Raw genomic sequence first — 16905 nt, forward strand, 5'->3', positions numbered from 1 at the left:
GCTATTGCCGCCGCGAGAGCGCCTGGATGCAGGCGAGCCGGTCAACTTCCGCCCCGTCACTGGCGCGCCGCGACTCTACCCAGGTGGCGACAGGCTCGGCGCCCGGAGCCAGCGGATAGAGATAGATATCGAGCACGCAGGCATCGCTGCGCCACTGCAGCTTGCGCATGTCACCTTCGGGCGTGTCGAGGCGCGGCGTTCCGAAGCGCGAGAGCAGTACGGGCGCGTTCTCGCGGATGATCCCGCCCAGCCCCGGCCCTTCCATGATCTGCGGCACGCGATAGCCGGCAGCAGGGCGCGACGCAGTCGGCGTGGTGGGCGGCACCGCCCGCGGCTCCACCGTGCGCGGCGGCGGTGGCGGTGCCTGCGTCGGTACGCGCGGCGTCGACACGCAGGCGGAGAGCGCAGCGGTGACAAGGAGGGCAGCGATCAGGCGCATGTCAGGTGACTTTCCTGGACCGCAAATTGCGGTGTACGAGGTGAGTTGCCGATGCTGCCCCCAGCACCGGTGCGAGAAAGTTGGCGAAAGGCACGGCCATCATGGCGGCAATCGCGGCGCCCAGCAGGAACCGCTCGCCCTTCCCCACGGGCGCGGCCTCTGCGGGCTGGTGGCGATGGCGCAGCCAGACCATGTCCTGCAATTCGCGGCCCAACAGCAGGGCGTTGACCAGCCAGAACAGCAGGAAAGTGCCCACGCCGGTGAACAGCAGGACCAGCGCAAAGGGCAAGGCGGCGAGGTTGGCGAGCAAGGCCCGCCCGGCGGCTGACAGCGCGACGCGCATCTGCTCGCCGAACGACAGCTCGCGCGCCACCCGTGCCTCGTCCGGATAGTGTCTGCGCTCCACCGCCTGGACCACCTCGTCGGCGTAGAACTGCACAACCGCCATGGCGACGATCCGCCAGGTCAGCCACAGCCCCAGCAGCGACAGCACCAGCGACAGCGCCCCGCGCAGCGCCCCTGCCCCGGCGAACAGCCGGTCTTCCAGACCGCCCGAAGCCAGCGCCCAGTCGAGCAGGAACCATCCCCCCGTGGCGACCAGCACGAAGAGCACCAGAGTCACGCCAAGGCTCTTCAGCAGGACGCGCAGCACCTCGCCGTCGAGCAATTGCCTGAGGCCCAGCGCCAGCGATGTGGTGAATGCACCCATATGCGCTTGCGATTGCCCGGCCCATCGGCCAAGTCAACGCCGCTTCGCTAAGCATTGACCGGAATTTACCAGGAGTTTGCATGACCGCCCCCCGATACGACGTAATCGCCATCGGCAATGCCATTGTCGACGTGATGGCCGCCGCTTCCGACGAACTGGTGGAAGAGCTTGGCCTCAACAAGGGCGGCATGACGCTGGTCGACGCGGATGGTGCGCGCGACCTTTACTCGGCCATGGGTCCGGCGAAGGAGATTTCGGGTGGTTCGGCAGCCAATACGCTGGCGGGCCTTTCCGCCATGGGCGCGCAGTGCGCCTTCGTCGGCCAGGTGGCTAACGACCAGCTCGGCAACGTCTTCGCGCACGACATCCGCGCCGTGGGCATCGACTTCGACACGGCGCCGCGCGAAGGCGAGCCGCCGACCGCGCGCTGCCTGATCTTCGTGACGCCGGACGGCCAGCGCACGATGAACACCTTCCTCGGCGCCAGCCAGTTCCTGCCGCCTGCCGCGCTCAACGAAGAGGCGATCGGCGGGGCCGAAATCCTCTACCTCGAAGGCTACCTGTGGGATCCGGAAGAGCCGCGTGCCGCCATGCGCGCCGCGATCGAGACGGCACGCAGCGCAGGCCGCAAGGTCGCCTTCACCCTGTCCGACGCCTTCGTGATCGACCGCCATGGGGATGACTTCCGCGCGCTGATCGAAGACGGCCTGATCGACGTGCTGTTCGCCAACGCGGTGGAGCTGGGCGCGCTGACCGGCGAAACCGAGTTCGACGACGGCGTTGCCGCGCTGGCGGGCAAGGTGCCGGTGCTGGTGGTTACCCGCAGCGAGAAGGGCGCGGTCTGCGTCACCGGCGGCGAGACCTACACCGTGGCCGCCGAGCCGATCGACAAGGTGGTCGACACCACCGGCGCGGGCGATCTGTTTGCTGCCGGCTTCCTCTACGGCCACGTCCGCGGCGAAGACCCCGCCAGGTGCCTGCGCCGCGGCGCCATCGCGGCTGCCGAGATCATCAGCCACTATGGCGCACGTCCCGAAACCGACCTCGCCAAGCTGATGGCCGAGAAGCTGGGGTGACAGCGGAGGGCTTTGCTCTCGCCTTCGATATCCGGACCTCACCGGACCCGTTCTGGTCGGCAAGTGGTGCCATGCTCTTCTTGTTCCCGATTATGGGGATACTGCTGTTTGTCTTCGCGCCGAAGCTGCCGAACCTCATCAGTCCACGTAGCATGCTTGCGCGACGGGTGATTGCCGGGTTCGTCGTGCTATTTTCGGTCCCGCTGGCCCTGATTGTTACGGTGAGCAGATACAATGACCGTTCCGACTGGACGGCCCAGCTTGCGTCGGGCGAAGCCGACTTCGTTGAAGGTTGTCTCGACTGGTTTCATCCGATGCCGCGTGACGGGCATGAAAGCGAGATCGTTGCGGTTGACGGACGAGTATTCCGCTACTCGGATTTCAATCTCACCACGCCGTTCAACAACACACGGTCACATGGGGGCCCAATCGAATCGACGAGTGCAGTTCGCATCTGGCATGATGGCAATGCAATTCTAAGGTTGGAAGTTCGTCGACAGGCTTGCCCGTCTGCTGCCGATCCCGGTGCGGATGGTCCTCCGTCCGGGTACGGCACGATTTACTAGCCTCTCAACAGACCCCTCAAACCGCCACGACCATCCCGTCGACGGCGACCAGGATCGGCCCGTCGAAGTGCTCTGCCACGCCGACGGCATAGGTGCTGTCCGGTACATCGAGCAGTGCGCCGGGAGCCAGATGGGTTAGCACAACGCGTCCCACTCCTGCCGCTGCCGCCATACGGCCAACCTGTTCGGGCGTTGCGTGGGTGTCGATCATGTGGCGCCAGACGCCTTCTTCGGCTCCGGCGAAAGCGCCGCCTGCCACCATGGCGTCAAAGGCGCGGCGCATGGAGGCGGGTTCGAGCACTTCGCAGACGAAGACGTCCGCGCCCTGCGCCAGCGCGACCAGTCCGTCCGAATAGGTCGTGTCGCCGGAGAACACGATCGAGGAACCCCAGTCGAAGCGGAAGGCATAGCTCTTCTGCGTCTCCAGCCCGTCGATATAGGCGGGGTAATGGGTGTTTTCGGCGCAGGAGACCCGGATTCCTGTCTCGCGAATCGGCACTTCGCCCTCCTCCACTTCCACCGAGTGGATGAAATCTAGGAAGCCCGCCGGTCGTGCCTCGTCGAGCGTGCGGATCGTGGCGTTCGGCCCCATCGCATCGCGCAGGCCCTGGACGTAGGTGTGCGTTCCCACCGGGCCATAGACCACCACATCGCGGGTCCGGCCCTGCGTCGCCATGTGGGTGAGGATTCCGTATAGGTCCGACGAGTGATCGTCGTGCAGGTGGGTGATGAACACCGCGTCGACATCCTGGTGGCGCAGGCCGGCGGCGACCATCGAGGCGAGCGTGCCGTAACCGCAGTCGACGAGGAACAGGTGCCCGCCCACGCGCAGGGCATTGGCGCTCTCGCTGCGGGCCGGGCCGTAGTTCGGGCCGCCCTGGGTGCCGAGCGTTATCAGCTGGGCAGGCATAGCCTCGCTCTCCGCCCAAGCCATGCCCGGATGGGCGCAGGCCACCAGCGGCAGTGCCGCTACGCCCGCCAGCACGGCGCGGCGCGAAACAACGCGTCCCTCGAGAATTGTCATGTCCTGCAGCCTCTCCCAACTGTCTTGCGGAGAAGCTTAGGCGCTAAACGGCGCTTGGCAAGCAGGCGGCATCAGTCCGCGCTGGCGACCTCGACATCGCCCAGGCCTGCGCTGAGACGCTCGACCAAGGGTTCGGCCACCGGATCGTGCGGGCGCACTTCCAGCGTGGCGCGCGCTTCGCGCAGTGCTCCTTCCTCGTCCCCGGCAGCCAGCAGGGCCAGCGCGAGATCGCGCCGGACCGGGTACCAAAAGGCAGGCGGATCGCTGAAACGGCTGAAGTCCTCGGTTTCCTCGATCATCGCGGCCTCGGCAAAGGCGGCGGCGGCTTCGTGGTGGCGGCCCTGCATGGTCGCCAGCCGTCCTGCCAGCACCGCGCGCGTGATCGCCAGCATCTGGTCAGCCGCGGCGAGGCGGTTTTCCTCATCCTCTTCGCTCAATTCGATATGGGCCGGAATGGCTTCGCGTTCGGCGGCCAGTCCCGCGGTGTTGCCGAGGAAGGCATAAGCCTCGCCGCGGGCATAGTGCCAGCCCGCCTTGAGGTAAGGCAGTTGCGGCTCCGGCAGTTCGAGCACCACCGTGGGGCTCTCGAAACGCCCCATCGCGAAATAGGCCGAAGAGGTCAGCAGCTGGCCGAAGAAGCTGCCCTCCTCTTGCGCCTGTACGCGCTCGATCAGCGGGCGCGCCAGCATCAGCGCCGTGCGCGAATCGCCCGACATCAGCGCCCCGCCAAGGCCGAAGATGACATTGTGCGCATGGTACGGGATGTTCCAGACCGCCATCGGGTCATCGTCAGCCATGACCATGGCCTGGTGCTCGCCCAGCTGCACGGCGATGCGGTTGGCATCGGCGGCATCGCCATAACGCCCGACCCAGTAGTAGGTGTGCGAGGGCATATGGACCAAGTGGCTGGCGTCCAGTTCCATCGCCGCCAGTCGGTCAGCTGCGGCCTCGGCCAGTGCCGGTTCGCCGTAAATCTCGGTGGCGTGGATGTAGAAGTGGAAGGCGCCGGTGTGGTCCGGGTTGCGGGCCAGGACCGGCTCAAGCAGGTCCATCGCCTGCCGCATGGTGGCTTGCTCGAAGTCGATCATCATGCGGGCATCGGCGGCCAGCGTTTGCAGCGTGTCGTGTTCAGGATGGGCGGCGGCCAGTTCGGCCATGGCTTCGGCATAGGCAAGGTCGCGCCCGTCCATGTCGCCTTCGTTGCGGTAACGCGCGACCATGGCAGCCGCGAAGGCCCGCTCGAACTCGGAATCGCCTGCTTCAGCCAGCGCGAGCGCCTGTTCCGCGACCGCCAGTGCTTCTGCCCGCTCTTCCATTGTCTTGCCGTAGTTGAGCGTCGGGCCGAGCGTATAGGCATGACCTGCCAGGCACATGGCGCAGGCGGGATCGCGGCGCACGGCCTCGGCCATGGCGTCGATCGCTTCCTGGTGGGCGAAGGCAAAGGCCAGTTCCATCCCGTTGTCGAAGAAGGCCTGTGCCTCAGGAACGCTGGTAGTGACGGGGAAGCCGCCATTGCCGTAATTGGGCAGCAATTCCGTGGGGCCGGATGTCTCTTCGGAGGCATGTTCGGCGTGATCGGCTGCTTCTTCGCCATCGTCAGGCGCGGCTGTGACACCCCGCTCGCTGTGTCCGCCTTCGTTGTCCTGCGCCAGTGCCGGCACAGCGCCGAACAGCAGCGCTGCGCTTAGTCCCAATACGGTCTTCATCGACCCTTCCCCCTCAGGTTTCTCGTGCGACCTCCCGCCAGCCTATATCATTTCGGTAGAAACCGCTTGGGAAATCGATGGCCTTTACCGCGCGGTAGGCGGCCTCCTGCGCGGCCTTGGTGTCGGAACCCGTCGCCGTGACATTGAGCACGCGGCCGCCGTTGGCGACCAGCTGGCCATCCACCAGCTTGGTCCCCGCGTGGAAGACTTTCGCACCGTCCGCTTCTGCCTCCCTCAGGTCGATAGTCCCGCCCTTCTCGGGCGTGTCGGGGTAGCCCTTGGCGGCCATGACCACGGTCATCGCGGTATCATTGGCAAAGTCGGGCTGCGGCAGGTCGGCCAGCGTGCTCTGGGCGCAGGCGAGCATGTAGTCGGCGAGGTCGCTCTGCAGCCGCATCATCAGCACCTGGCACTCTGGATCGCCGAAGCGGCAGTTGTATTCGACCAGCTTGACGCCCTCGCCCGTCAGCATCAGTCCGGCATAGAGCACGCCGACATAGGGCATGCCTTCGTCGCGTAGCTGGCGCACCGTGGGGAAGACGATCCTTTCGAGCGTTTCGGCCACCAGTTGGCCGGTCAACACGCGAGCCGGCGAATAGGCGCCCATGCCGCCGGTGTTGGGGCCGGTGTCGCCATCGCCCACGCGCTTGTGATCCTGCGCCGTGCCGAAGGGGACCACGGTCTCGCCGTCGGTCAGGGCGAAGAAGCTGGCTTCCTCGCCGTGCATGAATTCCTCGATCACCACTTCCGCGCCGGCCGAGCCGAATTTGCCGCCGAACATGTCTTCCAGCGCTTCCACGGCGTGCTCAACGTTATCGGCGATCACCACCCCCTTGCCCGCCGCAAGCCCGTCGGCCTTGAGCACGAAGGGCGGTGCGAAGGTGGAAAGGGCCGCCTTGGCCTGTTCCAGCGAGGTGCAGTGGACATAGCCCGCCGTGGGAATCGAGGCGCGGTCGCACAGCGCCTTGGTGAAGTTCTTGCTGCCTTCCAGTTGCGCGGCAGCCTGTGAGGGGCCGAAGACGGGAATCTCCGCCTTGCGCAGGGAATCGGCGAGGCCGTCCACCAGCGGGGCTTCCGGGCCGATCACGACAAGGCCGATCGCCTTGTCTGCGCAGAACCTAACCACTTCGGCGTGATTCTTCTCATCCAGAGAAACCACTTCGGCACATTGGGCAATGCCGGGGTTGCCCGGCGCAGCATAGAGCTTGCCCCCATGTTCCGTGACCGCTGCGGATTGCGCCAGCTTCCAGCACAGGGCATGTTCGCGTCCGCCAGAGCCGAGCACCAGGATATTCATGACGAGTAATTCCCCTTACGACGACGACGACAGGCTGGTAGCGGCCAGCGGCCCCGGCGACAATTCCGCTCCGCTGACGATCACCGAGATTTCGCAGGCGCTCAAGCGCACGGTGGAAGATCGTTTCGGCTTTGTCCGCCTGCGCGGGGAATTGTCCGGGGTGAAGCGCGCGGCCTCGGGCCATGTCTACCTGGCGCTGAAGGACGAGAAGGCCGTGCTCGACGGGGTCATGTGGAAGGGCACGGCAGCGCGGCTGGCCTTCCGCCCGGAAGACGGACTGGAAGTGGTCGCCTCGGGCAAGCTGACCACCTATCCGGGCCGCTCCAAGTACCAGATCGTGATCGAGCGGATGGAGATCGCGGGCGAAGGCGCCCTGCTGGCCCTGCTCGAAAAGACAAAGGCGCGGCTGGAGGCCGAGGGTCTGTTCGCGCCCGAGCGCAAGCGCGCCCTCCCCTTCGCGCCCAAGGTTATCGGCGTCGTGACGTCACCCACCGGCGCGGTGATACGCGATATCCTGCACCGGCTGGCGGATCGCTTTCCGTCGCACGTCGTGGTCTGGCCGGTGCTGGTGCAGGGCGACGGCGCGGCGCAGCAGGTGGCCAATGCCGTGCGCGGGTTCGGTGCGCTGGAGCCGGGCGGCCATGTGCCCCGCCCCGACCTGCTGATCGTCGCGCGGGGAGGCGGCTCGATCGAGGACCTGTGGTCGTTCAACGAGGAGGTCGTCGTCCGCGCGGTGGCCGAAAGCCCGATCCCCGTGATCAGCGCCGTCGGCCACGAGACCGACACCACCCTGTGCGACTATGCTGCAGACCGCCGCGCGCCGACGCCCACCGCTGCCGCCGAGATCGCCGTGCCCGTGCTGCGCGACCTGGTCGCGACGCTCGACGATTTCGGCCTGCGCCAGCGCAAGGTCGTCATGCGCCCGGTGGAACTGGGGCGCGAACGGCTCGCCGCACGCGCCGACCGGCTGCCCTCTGCCGAACAATTGCTGCAACCGCAGGCGCAGAAGCTCGACGAACTCGGCGAACGCCTGCGCCGCGGGCTAGTGGACCGGGCCTCCAAGGGGCGCGAGCGGCTTGCGGACCTGCGTCTCTCGCCCGCGATCCTGCGCGGCAACCTGCGCGATGCGAAACAGCGGCTGGCCTCGGCGCGACTTTCTCCCGCGCTGGTGGAGCGCCCCATCGCCGAACAGCGCGAGCGCCTCGCCGCCCTTGCCCGCCTGGCCGAACAGCTGCATCCCGAAAAGCCGCTCTCGCGCGGCTATGCCATGGTGCTCGATGCCAGCGGCAAGGCGGTTACCAGCGCCGCCAGTGCCCGCAAGGAACCGCTGCTGGACATCAAGTTCGCCGATGGCACCGTGCAGGCGGTGCCGGGCGACACCCCGCGCAAGCCTGCGAAGAAACGCGACAAGACGCCTCCCGAGAGCGGCCAGCCCAAGCTGCTGTGAAATTCCGTAAATTGCGCTGAAAGGATGCGCGCACTAGATAGAGAACCATGTTGATGTCATCTTCCGATAAGGCCGCCACGCTGATCTACGGCCCCAACGGCTTCCGCGTTGTCCGTCCGGGCCATTTCGTCGTCTGTGCCATGAGTGGTATCCCCGTCCATCTGGAGGAGCTGCGCTACTGGAGCGTGGACCGGCAGGAGGCCTATGCCAGCGCCGAACTGTCCACCCGGCGCACGCTCGAGGACCTGTGATCCGCTACGCTGCATCGCTGCTCGCCGCAGCGCTCCTGTCGAGCGGCTGCTCGGCCCAGCCTGCCAGTGCCAGTGATGACACTTCCGCAGCCCCTGCCGCACCTTCCGCCCCGGCGCGGTCGAGCACCGAGTTCACCTACGACGGCGCGCTGACGCAGGGCGGCTGGCTGCGCGGACGAGTGCCCATGGGTGCGGTCACCGCCCGTCTGGATGACCAGGACCTCGAGCTCGATGCCGAGGGCAATTTCTTCGCCGCTTTTGACCGCGATTCCGGCACCACCGCCGAACTGGTCGCCATCATGGCTGACGGGAGCACGGTGACGACCGAACTGACGGTCAGCCCGCGGGCCTGGAATATCGAACGCGTCAACGTCGCGCGCCGCGCGGGCGGGGCGAGCGAGAGCTTCATGCGCCGCCGCCAACCCGAGCTCGACGCCATCTGGGATGCGCGCACCGCCGATTCGGCGACCGACGGCTGGACCCAGTCTTTCATCTGGCCGGTGACGGGCCGCATCTCGGGCCGTTTCGGTTCGCAGCGCGTCTATCGCGGCGAGCCGGGCAGCTACCATTCGGGCATCGATATCGCGCCCGGAGCAGGTACTCCTTTCGTGGCTCCGGCCGACGGCGTCGTGACCCTGGCCGTGCGCGACTTCAGCCTTGAAGGAAACCTCGTCATCATCGACCACGGGGCAGGGCTGAACAGTGCCTTCCTGCACCTGTCGCAGATCGACGTCGAACAGGGTGACCACGTCGAGCAGGGCCAGGTAATCGGTCGCATCGGCTCTTCGGGCCGGGCGACGGGCCCGCACCTGCACTGGTCGATGAAGTGGCACAATTCGCGGCTCGACCCGATCCTGTTCACTGGCCCGATGCCCTGACGCCGCTATTGCGGGGCATGTTCAACCGAATCAGCGCGAGCTCCGCAAGGCGCATGGCGGCGGTGCTGCTGGTGCTGCTCGTCATGCCTTCGGTGTGGATGCGCACGGCTGTGACACGCGGCGATGCCGATGACCTGCAACTGCTTGAACTGGCTTACGACGAGGCCGGCCACGGCGAATTTCGCGTCACCGGCGTTTGGGAAGTCACGTCGCCGGACCTGGTCTTTGGCGGATATTCGGCACTGCTGGCTGGCCAGGATGGCACATTGGTGACCTTCTCCGACCGGGGCCGTTTCCTGAGCTTTTCCGGTCCCGGCGGACCAGACCTGCCGGCGTCCATCGGCGCGCAATTGCCCGATCCCGGCCTGGAACAGCGACTGTGGGACATCGAATCGGCAACACAGGACCCGGCGAGCGGGACGTTCTGGCTGGGTTACGAAGGGGAGCATGCCATCCAGCGCTACACGGCCAGGGGCGAACCCGACGGTCACGTGCTGTTCCCCGCCATGCCCTGGCAAGACAACGGCGGCATGGAAAGCCTGGTGCGGCTGGCCGACGGAAGGTTCGTCGCCCTGCCCGAGACCGAAGCGCGGCTCTACCTCTTCGCGGACGACCCTGTGCGGGATGGCGGGACGACCAGTGTTCCGATTGAATGGCCCGAAGCGGGCTATTCCCCGACAGACGCCGCACAATTGCCCGACGGGCGCTTGCTGGTGCTGATGCGCCGCGTGGCATGGGGCCTGCCGCCCACTTTCGACGTGATCCTGGTGGTCGGCGCATTGCCCGCAGGTGAAGAGCCATGGCAGCCGGAACTGGCTTTGACCCTCCACGATCTCGTGCCTAGCGACAACTTTGAAGGGATGGACCTCGTCGAAGGCGCCGATGGCGGCGCTGACATCTGGCTCATTTCCGACGACAATTTCAGCGCCTTCCAGCGCACCTTGCTGGTGCGGTTGGAGCTGGCCGTGCTCGAATCCGAAGCAGAACCGGACGGCGCGCACGAAAAAGCGCGCGAGGATCGCTCCCCGCGCGCTTTTTCGCGTGTCTTGGCAATCTAGCGCTTAGGCAGCGGTTGCCAGAGCCTTCTTCAGCTCGCGCTTCACCTTCTGGGCGCTGGCCGACAGCTTGTCGTCGCTGGTCTTCAGCAGCCAGTTGTCGAGGCCGCCATTGTGCTCCACCGAGCGCAGGCCCTGCGTCGACACGCGGAACTTGAAGCTGCGTTCCAGCTTTTCGCTCATCAGCGTGACGTTCTGCAGGTTGGGCAGGAAGACACGCTTGGTCTTGTTGTTGGCGTGGCTCACGTTGTGGCCGACCTGGCGGCCCTTGCCGGTAAGTTCGCAGATGCGCGACATGGTTCGTCTCTTCAGTAAAGTGTTCGGTCAGTGCCGGGAAAGGCGCGCGCATAGCGGCGCCTGTGCGAATCGTCAACAGCCTGCGTGTCTCCCGACCCCGTCACGGCTTTTTCGGAACCAGCCAAAAGGCAGCCCGTTGTGTGGATCAAGGCAGGCAAGCGATTGCCCGCCATAACAGGCTCACGGAGTTTAAAACATGAAGAAGTTCGCAATTATTGCAGTCGCCGGCACCCTGGCCCTTGGCCTTTCGGCTTGTGACGTTGACCAGACCGAAGAAGGCGAAATGCCCGAAGTCGATGTCGAAGGCGGCAACCTGCCCGAATATGATGTCGAAGGCCCCGAGGTTGACGTCGACACCGAAGAGGTGACCGTTGACGTGCCGACCGTCGATGTCGATATGCCGGACGATGCAGAAGGCGAACCGGTTACCGAAAGCGACGGTGAATAACCGTACCGGCGGATCATGACAGGGGCACGGCCACGCTGGCCCCTGCCTGGTCCCATGCGCCGGGCTTTGGACCTGGCAGAAGAAGCCGCGCTGGCGGGCGAAGTGCCTGTCGGCGCGGTTGTCGTTCGGGACGGCAAGATCGTGGGTGAAGGCAACAACCTCACTCGCACCTGCAAGGACCCGACGGCCCATGCCGAACTGGTGGCGATTCGCAATGCCGCCGAATTTCTCGACGACGAACGCCTGACCGGCTGCGACCTCTACGTGACGCTGGAACCCTGCCCCATGTGCGCAGGTGCGATCAGCCACGCGCGGCTGGCGCGGGTCTATTACGGCGCGAGCGATCCCAAGGGCGGCGGCGTGGACCACGGCGCACGGGTGTTCGAACAGGACCAATGCCTGCACCGGCCCGAAGTCTATTCGGGCGTTGGCGAGGCCGAAGCGGCGGAATTGTTGCGCGCGTTCTTCAGGGAGAGGCGGTAAAGACCGGTGAATCTTCCCGGCTTCACGCTGGCTGTTGGATTGCGGGATCGATCATGGCGGAAAAGGACCAAACAACCTCACCCCTCACCATTGCCCAGCTCCTGCTCGGCATGGGGCTGTTCGGCAGCGCTACTCCGCTCAGCAAGATCATCGGGGAACACTTCTCGGTCTTCACGGCCTCTTTCATGCGCATGGCCATCGCCATCGTCGTGCTGGCCCCGTTTGCCTGGATGATGACGGACCGGTTCGCCAAGATGCAGCGGTCCGACTGGTGGGTGATCCTGGCCATATCCATCTTCGGCATGGTGGGTTTCACCGCGACCATGCTGTTCGGCATGCGACTCACCACGGGAGTCATCGGCTCGACCATCATGAGTGCGACGCCAGCAGTGACGGCGGTGGCTGCCGTGGTGTTCCTTGGCGCGGCGATGAACCTGCGCAAGGCGGGCGCCCTGGCGCTGGCCGTGCTCGGCATCGCCGCGATCAACCTGCTGCGTGCAGACGGTGGCGGGCCGAGTAATGCGCCGCTGCTGGGCGCAGCCCTGGTGGCCTTCGCCGTGTGCCTGGAAGCCGCCTACACCTTGCTGTCGCGCAAGCTCTCCGACGGGATCAGCTCGCTCGAGACCACGCTTGCGGCATCGCTGGTGGCAGCGCCCATATTCGTGGCCCTGGCCCTGTTGTTCGATCCCCAGCCCTTCGACCTTTCGGGAGCCAGCACTGGCGCCTGGTTCGCCCTCGCCTTCTGGGGCGGCGCGACCGGCGGGCTGGCGCCGGTGCTATGGTATAACGGGGTGCGCAAGGCGCCGGGCGCGCTGACTGCGGGGGCGATGTCGGTCATGCCGCTGTCGGCCTTGGCGCTGTCCTATGTCGTGCTGGGCGAAGCCTTCCGCTGGTCGCACCTGCTGGGGTTCGGGCTGGTCTTTCTCGGCCTGCTGCTGATGATCGTCGAGCACACGCGCGCGCACGATGACGGCGGAGTCAGCTAGAGCCCCCGCCAGATCTGTACTTCCGCGTCATCCGCCGGCCCGTAACGCCGCGCGTCACAGGCGGTCGGCATGAACTCCGCGTCGTAGCAGAGTCGCATTTCACGCAGCCAGCCGCGGTTGCTCACCACCAGTCCCACGTCCTCGGCATCCCAGTAGGGGTTGGCCTCGGCGAAGGTCTGGCGGATATCGCCTGCGGTCAGGCCACGGCGACGGGAGAGACGGTCGAAATCGGGCCAGCGCAGCGAATTCCACAGGATGCGGATGACCTGCAGGTAGGCGTCGGGGCTGGGCGTCATGCAGGCACCGTGCTTGGCCCATTCGCGCGCGATCAGGGCGGCGTCGGGCGTCATGCACATGCTCGCGCGGACTTCGCTCGTGCTCGGCAGGCGGCTGGTAGGGCACCACTGCGGCCATGTGCCGCCCGGCCCGTCGGGCCAAAGGCCGTGGACCACGAAGGCGAAGCGGCCGTCGCGTCCGGAGCACTGGCGGGCATGTTGCGGGGCCTCGGCGCGGAAGCGGCAGAACTCCGGGCTCCAGCTGAGGGCAAGAGTGTAGCCGGTGACGCGCGTCTCGCGCACCGGTCCGTCGCGTTCGACCGGCGGCAGCGACACCGGGCCCTGCGGCACGCGGCACTGGTAGGCCTGGGCAAGGGCAGGCGCGGGCAAGGCCGCGCACAGCACGGCTGCCAGGGCGACCGGCCACCTAGTCGAAGGTATCGGGAACATTCGGCGTGCCCTTGTCGAACCATGGCCGCGCTTCGGGCAGGAACAGCAGGACGGCGCCAAGGAACCACATGCCGAAGCGCGCGAAGTCCAGCACTGCGGGGAACACACCGAACTGGAAACCGGCCATCAGGGTGCCGAAGACGGTGAAGGCCAGCACTGCGCCCGTGATGAGGGTGAAGATCCAGTGCGCGATCTTGCTGCCCTTGCGCGAGATGAAGAACCAGCCGAGCGCGTAGAGGCCCAGGGTAACCGAGAAGCCGAGGATTCCTCCCACGACCGCCCCAGCGCGCGCGCCGGGTACGTCTGCGACAGAGCCGGTGATCAGGTCGAAGTTGAGGTAGAGGCCGCAGACTGCGGCCAAGACGCCGAGCCAGAAAAGGTAATCGAACCAGACGACCAATTGCGGTTTCATGTGCTGTCTCCTCAACCCTGTTGGCGGGGCGGTATCATGGGCGCTGGAGCTTGGCGAGCACCATGCTTGCAGCTCAGCTGACGGTGAAATCCAGCCCGATATCGGCGGCTGGCGCGCTTTGCGTGAGGCGGCCGACGGAGACGTAGTCCACGCCCGTTGCCGCCTTGGCCTTGATGGTCTCGAGGTTGATCCCGCCCGAGGCCTCGGTCGGCACGCGGCCTGCTACCAGCGCGACGGCTTCGTGCAGCATATCCGGCTCCATGTTGTCGAGCAGCAGGCGGGTTGCGCCAGCGGCAAGCGCCGGCTCGATCTGGTCGATCCGGTCAACTTCGCAGATGATGTCCTGCACGCCCGCCTCGACCGCGCGGCGCACGGCCTCGCCCACCGATCCTGCCACCAGCACGTGGTTGTCCTTGATCATTGCTGCGTCCCACAGGCCCATGCGGTGGTTGCTTCCACCACCCATGCGTACGGCATATTTCTCGAGGTGGCGCAGGCCGGGGATGGTCTTGCGCGTATCGAGCAGGGTGCAGTCGGGGTTGTCCATCGTATCGACGTATTCACGCACCATGGTGGCAATGCCCGAGAGGTGCTGCACCGTGTTGAGCGCTGAGCGCTCGGCGGTCAGCATGGCGCGGGCGTTGCCCGACAGGCACATCAGGTCCGTCCCGGGTTCGACCGAAGCGCCCTCCTCCACCAGCAGGTCGATCTCCATGTCCGGGTCGAGGTGACGGAAAAAGGCCACGGCCACGGGCAGGCCCGCCACCACGATGGCATCGCGGCTGTCCATCACCCCCTGGAAGCGGGCATCGGCGGGTATCACGCTGGTCGCAGTAACGTCGACGCCGCCGCCGGGCAGGCCTTCGCCGAGGTCTTCGGCCAGGGTGTCAGCAACGAACTTGGCGAGGTCAAAGCCCGCGATCGTGAAATCGTTCATGGAGTAACCTCTGCATCGGTCGCAACGCGACCGCAAGGGCGACCGCCCGTCCGCAGGGGGCGCAGCGTAGCGGAGCGTGTCTAGCGAGGACGCTCACGCGGAGGCGTGAGCGCACGACAAGTTAATGCACGAAGCGCGCGACGACGTCCCGATAGCTCCGAGAAACCTTCACCTCGGCGCCGCTCTCCAGCACCAGGAAGCATTCGCCGTTGGTGTGCGGCTTCACTTGCCGCACCTGGTCGAGGTTGACGATCTTCGAGCGGTGGACGCGCTGGAAGGTCTTGGGGTCGAGGCGGCGCTCGAGGTCCTTCATGGTCTCGCGCAGGATCAGCGAATTGTCGCCGGTGTAGATGCACATGTAGTCGCCGGCGGCTTCGATGTGCTCGATCGAATCGACGTCGACGCGGAAGATCTGGCCGCGATCCTTGACGTTGATCATCTTCTCGTAGCGGCCCGCGCTCTCGTCCTCATCGGTGATCTGGTCGAGGCTTTCGGGGCTCACTTCGGCGAGCACGTCCTTGAGCTTTTCGGCTTCGTCCGCGCTGCGCTTTTCCGCGAGGCGCTGGCGCACGCGTTCGATAGTGTCGGCCAGCTTGTCCTCGTCCACGGGTTTCATCAGGTAGTTCACGGCATTGGCCTCGAAGGCACGGATGGCGTGTTCCTGGTAAGCGGTAACGAAGACGAACAGCGGCGGTTCGATTTCCATCACGCCCTTCACCACCGAGAAGCCGTCGAACCCCGGCATCTGGATGTCGAGGAAGACGAGGTCGGGCTTGAGTGTCTTGATCGCGCGGATGGCCTCGCGGCCGTTGGCGCAGGTTTCGATCACTTCGATATCGCTGAAGGGCTCCAGCCTCAGTTGGAGGCCCTGGATGGCGAGTTTCTCGTCATCGACGATAATTGTGCGGATAGTCATGCATTGGCTCCGGTGCGGGGGGCGGATGCGGCGGGGGTGCCGCTTTCCGGCTGTGGCAGTCCTTTGGAAGGGGGAACGGACGAAGCGCGCGGAAGTTTCGCGGTATCTTCATCGCTCTTGGCAGGCTCGAACGGCAGTTCGATAATGACGGTAAAGCCCCCGTCGGGCGGGCTTTCGATGTCGAAGCGGTGATCTTCGCCATAGGCCTGGGCCAGCCGGTCGCGGATATTGGCAAGGCCGACGCCGGTGGAGCTTGGCTGCGAGGCCAGCGTTTCCGCGCTGCGCTGGGTGCCTTGCAGGCCGGGCCCGGTGTCCGAAACGATGAGCCTGAGGCGAGAGCCGATCACCTGGGCAGACAGGGTGATGCAGGCGCCTTCCTCCTGCGCGGATACGCCGTACTTGATGGCGTTTTCCACCAGCGGCTGCAGCAGGAAAGAGGGGATGCAGGCGCGCGCGGCGAGGCCGTCGACGTGGAATTCGGTACGCAGCCGTTCTTCGAAGCGCATGCGTTCGATGTCGAGGTAAAGCTGCAGCGTTTCCACCTCCTGCGCCACGGTCACCTTGCCGCCCGGCTGGTTCACCAGCGTGTGCCGCAGGAAGCTGCTGAGCCGGGTGAGCATGGCATTGGCCGGCTCGGTCTGCTTGAGCAGCACGAGGGTGGAGATCGAATTCAGCGTGTTGAACAGGAAGTGCGGATTGAGCTGGTAGCGCAGCATGGCCAGCTGGGCACTGGTGGCCTGCGCCTCCAGCCGTTCGAGCCGGTCGGCCTGGTGTTCCACCTGCAGGAAGAAATTGATCGCGTAGTAGAGCGCCGACCATGCACCCAGCAGGGTCAGGTCGATGTAGAACACGCCCAGCATCAGCTGTGCGAAGCCGGCCTCGCTGCCGCCCTGGTAAACGTCGATTGTCCAGGCATTGATGAAGGCCGAAACGGCCACGGCAACGGCCAGCACAACGGCTGTTGCAGTCCAGGTCACCAGCGGGCTGCGGCTGATGAGGTTGGAATAGATTACCGACAGGACCGTGCTGATCGAAAAGCCCGCGATGGCGGAGATAATGACGACGATCAGGAAGTCCCACGGACGCTCGTTGGCGATCGAGGTTGCCACGCGCAGGATCAGCGCGCCGCCCCAGCCGAGCATCTGCAAACGCCAGAAGGCGCGGTTCTTGTCCGCGAAGAATGGACGGGGGCTGATCGGCAGCATGGCCATGGAGCCCATCTTGGGAGCGGACCACCCGCTTTTCAGCGGGTC

General features: G+C 65.9%; 20 protein-coding genes. 9 read left to right on the plus strand and 11 right to left on the minus strand.

Features of this window, described 5'->3' with window-relative positions:
* Position 1: 1 nt before the first annotated feature.
* Together AAEO60_RS14390 and AAEO60_RS14395 are read right to left on the minus strand one after the other, a co-directional pair.
* Positions 2 to 439: a hypothetical protein gene (locus AAEO60_RS14390; RefSeq protein WP_341674405.1), complete on the minus strand. Its 438-nt coding sequence runs from the start codon at positions 437 to 439 to the stop codon at positions 2 to 4.
* A 1-nt stretch (position 440) separates the two neighbouring features.
* On the minus strand, positions 441 to 1148 hold the full coding sequence (locus tag AAEO60_RS14395; protein WP_341674406.1) for an EI24 domain-containing protein: 708 nt from the start codon (positions 1146 to 1148) through the stop codon (positions 441 to 443).
* 80 nt (positions 1149 to 1228) lie between these two features.
* Here AAEO60_RS14395 and AAEO60_RS14400 point away from each other — a divergent pair, with 80 nt between their 5' ends.
* Positions 1229 to 2224 carry an adenosine kinase gene (locus AAEO60_RS14400; RefSeq protein ID WP_341674407.1) on the plus strand — a complete coding sequence of 332 codons (996 nt, stop codon included), beginning with the start codon at positions 1229 to 1231 and terminating at the stop codon, positions 2222 to 2224.
* Positions 2221 to 2790 (plus strand): hypothetical protein, encoded by a 570-nt coding sequence (locus tag AAEO60_RS14405; RefSeq protein WP_341674408.1) that lies wholly within the window; start codon positions 2221 to 2223, stop codon positions 2788 to 2790. The genes AAEO60_RS14400 and AAEO60_RS14405 overlap by 4 nt, the downstream gene beginning before the upstream one ends.
* A gap of 16 nt (positions 2791 to 2806) precedes the next feature.
* Here the strand turns inward: AAEO60_RS14405 and AAEO60_RS14410 are convergent, their stop codons facing one another.
* From AAEO60_RS14410 to purD, 3 genes are all read right to left on the minus strand, one after another.
* Positions 2807 to 3814, minus strand: a complete 1008-nt coding sequence (locus AAEO60_RS14410; protein ID WP_341674409.1) for an MBL fold metallo-hydrolase — start codon at positions 3812 to 3814, stop codon at positions 2807 to 2809.
* A 71-nt stretch (positions 3815 to 3885) separates the two neighbouring features.
* Positions 3886 to 5520, minus strand: coding sequence for a hypothetical protein (locus tag AAEO60_RS14415; RefSeq protein ID WP_341674410.1), 1635 nt, complete (start codon positions 5518 to 5520; stop codon positions 3886 to 3888).
* Between the two features lie 13 nt (positions 5521 to 5533).
* Entirely contained in the window at positions 5534 to 6817 is a 1284-nt protein-coding gene (gene purD / locus AAEO60_RS14420) for a phosphoribosylamine--glycine ligase (RefSeq protein ID WP_341674411.1), read from the minus strand.
* Between purD and xseA the strand changes: the two genes are divergently transcribed.
* The 4 genes from xseA to AAEO60_RS14440 are packed head-to-tail and all read left to right on the plus strand — an operon-like array spanning position 6816 to position 10451.
* Entirely contained in the window at positions 6816 to 8264 is a 1449-nt protein-coding gene (gene xseA, locus AAEO60_RS14425; RefSeq protein ID WP_341674412.1) for an exodeoxyribonuclease VII large subunit, read from the plus strand. The genes purD and xseA overlap by 2 nt on opposite strands.
* A 53-nt stretch (positions 8265 to 8317) precedes the next feature.
* Positions 8318 to 8515 carry a DUF2093 domain-containing protein gene (locus AAEO60_RS14430; protein ID WP_423970204.1) on the plus strand — a complete coding sequence of 66 codons (198 nt, stop codon included), beginning with the start codon at positions 8318 to 8320 and terminating at the stop codon, positions 8513 to 8515.
* Positions 8512 to 9393, plus strand: coding sequence for a M23 family metallopeptidase (locus tag AAEO60_RS14435; protein ID WP_341674414.1), 882 nt, complete (start codon positions 8512 to 8514; stop codon positions 9391 to 9393). Before AAEO60_RS14430 ends, AAEO60_RS14435 begins: the two co-directional genes overlap by 4 nt.
* 17 nt (positions 9394 to 9410) lie before the next feature.
* Positions 9411 to 10451, plus strand: a complete 1041-nt coding sequence (locus tag AAEO60_RS14440) for an esterase-like activity of phytase family protein (RefSeq protein ID WP_341674415.1) — start codon at positions 9411 to 9413, stop codon at positions 10449 to 10451.
* A gap of 3 nt (positions 10452 to 10454) precedes the next feature.
* Here the strand turns inward: AAEO60_RS14440 and rpmB are convergent, their stop codons facing one another.
* Positions 10455 to 10745: a 50S ribosomal protein L28 gene (gene rpmB, locus AAEO60_RS14445; protein ID WP_341674416.1), complete on the minus strand. Its 291-nt coding sequence runs from the start codon at positions 10743 to 10745 to the stop codon at positions 10455 to 10457.
* Between the two features lie 196 nt (positions 10746 to 10941).
* On the opposite strand from rpmB, the gene AAEO60_RS14450 reads away from it, so the two are divergent.
* From AAEO60_RS14450 to AAEO60_RS14460, 3 genes are read left to right on the plus strand one after another with little or no spacing between them, the layout of a single operon-like run.
* Positions 10942 to 11193 (plus strand): hypothetical protein, encoded by a 252-nt coding sequence (locus AAEO60_RS14450; RefSeq protein ID WP_341674417.1) that lies wholly within the window; start codon positions 10942 to 10944, stop codon positions 11191 to 11193.
* A gap of 54 nt (positions 11194 to 11247) precedes the next feature.
* A complete protein-coding gene (locus tag AAEO60_RS14455; RefSeq protein ID WP_341674418.1) occupies positions 11248 to 11676 on the plus strand; it encodes a nucleoside deaminase in 429 nt (142 codons plus the stop codon).
* A 53-nt stretch (positions 11677 to 11729) separates the two neighbouring features.
* Entirely contained in the window at positions 11730 to 12662 is a 933-nt protein-coding gene (locus AAEO60_RS14460; RefSeq protein ID WP_341674419.1) for a DMT family transporter, read from the plus strand.
* Here AAEO60_RS14460 and AAEO60_RS14465 read toward each other — a convergent pair.
* The 5 genes from AAEO60_RS14465 to AAEO60_RS14485 all read right to left on the minus strand — a co-directional run bounded on the left by AAEO60_RS14465 (position 12659) and on the right by AAEO60_RS14485 (position 16863).
* Entirely contained in the window at positions 12659 to 13387 is a 729-nt protein-coding gene (locus AAEO60_RS14465) for a ribonuclease T2 family protein (RefSeq protein WP_341674420.1), read from the minus strand. The genes AAEO60_RS14460 and AAEO60_RS14465 overlap by 4 nt on opposite strands.
* Positions 13365 to 13799, minus strand: coding sequence for a hypothetical protein (locus AAEO60_RS14470; protein ID WP_341674421.1), 435 nt, complete (start codon positions 13797 to 13799; stop codon positions 13365 to 13367). The genes AAEO60_RS14465 and AAEO60_RS14470 overlap by 23 nt, the downstream gene beginning before the upstream one ends.
* A gap of 73 nt (positions 13800 to 13872) precedes the next feature.
* Positions 13873 to 14736, minus strand: a complete 864-nt coding sequence (gene nadC / locus AAEO60_RS14475) for a carboxylating nicotinate-nucleotide diphosphorylase (protein WP_341674422.1) — start codon at positions 14734 to 14736, stop codon at positions 13873 to 13875.
* Positions 14737 to 14857: 121 nt separating this feature from the next.
* Positions 14858 to 15652 carry a LytR/AlgR family response regulator transcription factor gene (locus AAEO60_RS14480; protein ID WP_341674423.1) on the minus strand — a complete coding sequence of 265 codons (795 nt, stop codon included), beginning with the start codon at positions 15650 to 15652 and terminating at the stop codon, positions 14858 to 14860.
* Positions 15649 to 16863, minus strand: a complete 1215-nt coding sequence (locus AAEO60_RS14485) for a sensor histidine kinase (RefSeq protein WP_341674424.1) — start codon at positions 16861 to 16863, stop codon at positions 15649 to 15651. Before AAEO60_RS14485 ends, AAEO60_RS14480 begins: the two co-directional genes overlap by 4 nt.
* Positions 16864 to 16905: the final 42 nt, after the last annotated feature.

Origin of the sequence: Aurantiacibacter gilvus (assembly GCF_038289935.1) — a bacterium.
Lineage (GTDB): Bacteria > Pseudomonadota > Alphaproteobacteria > Sphingomonadales > Sphingomonadaceae > Alteraurantiacibacter > Alteraurantiacibacter gilvus.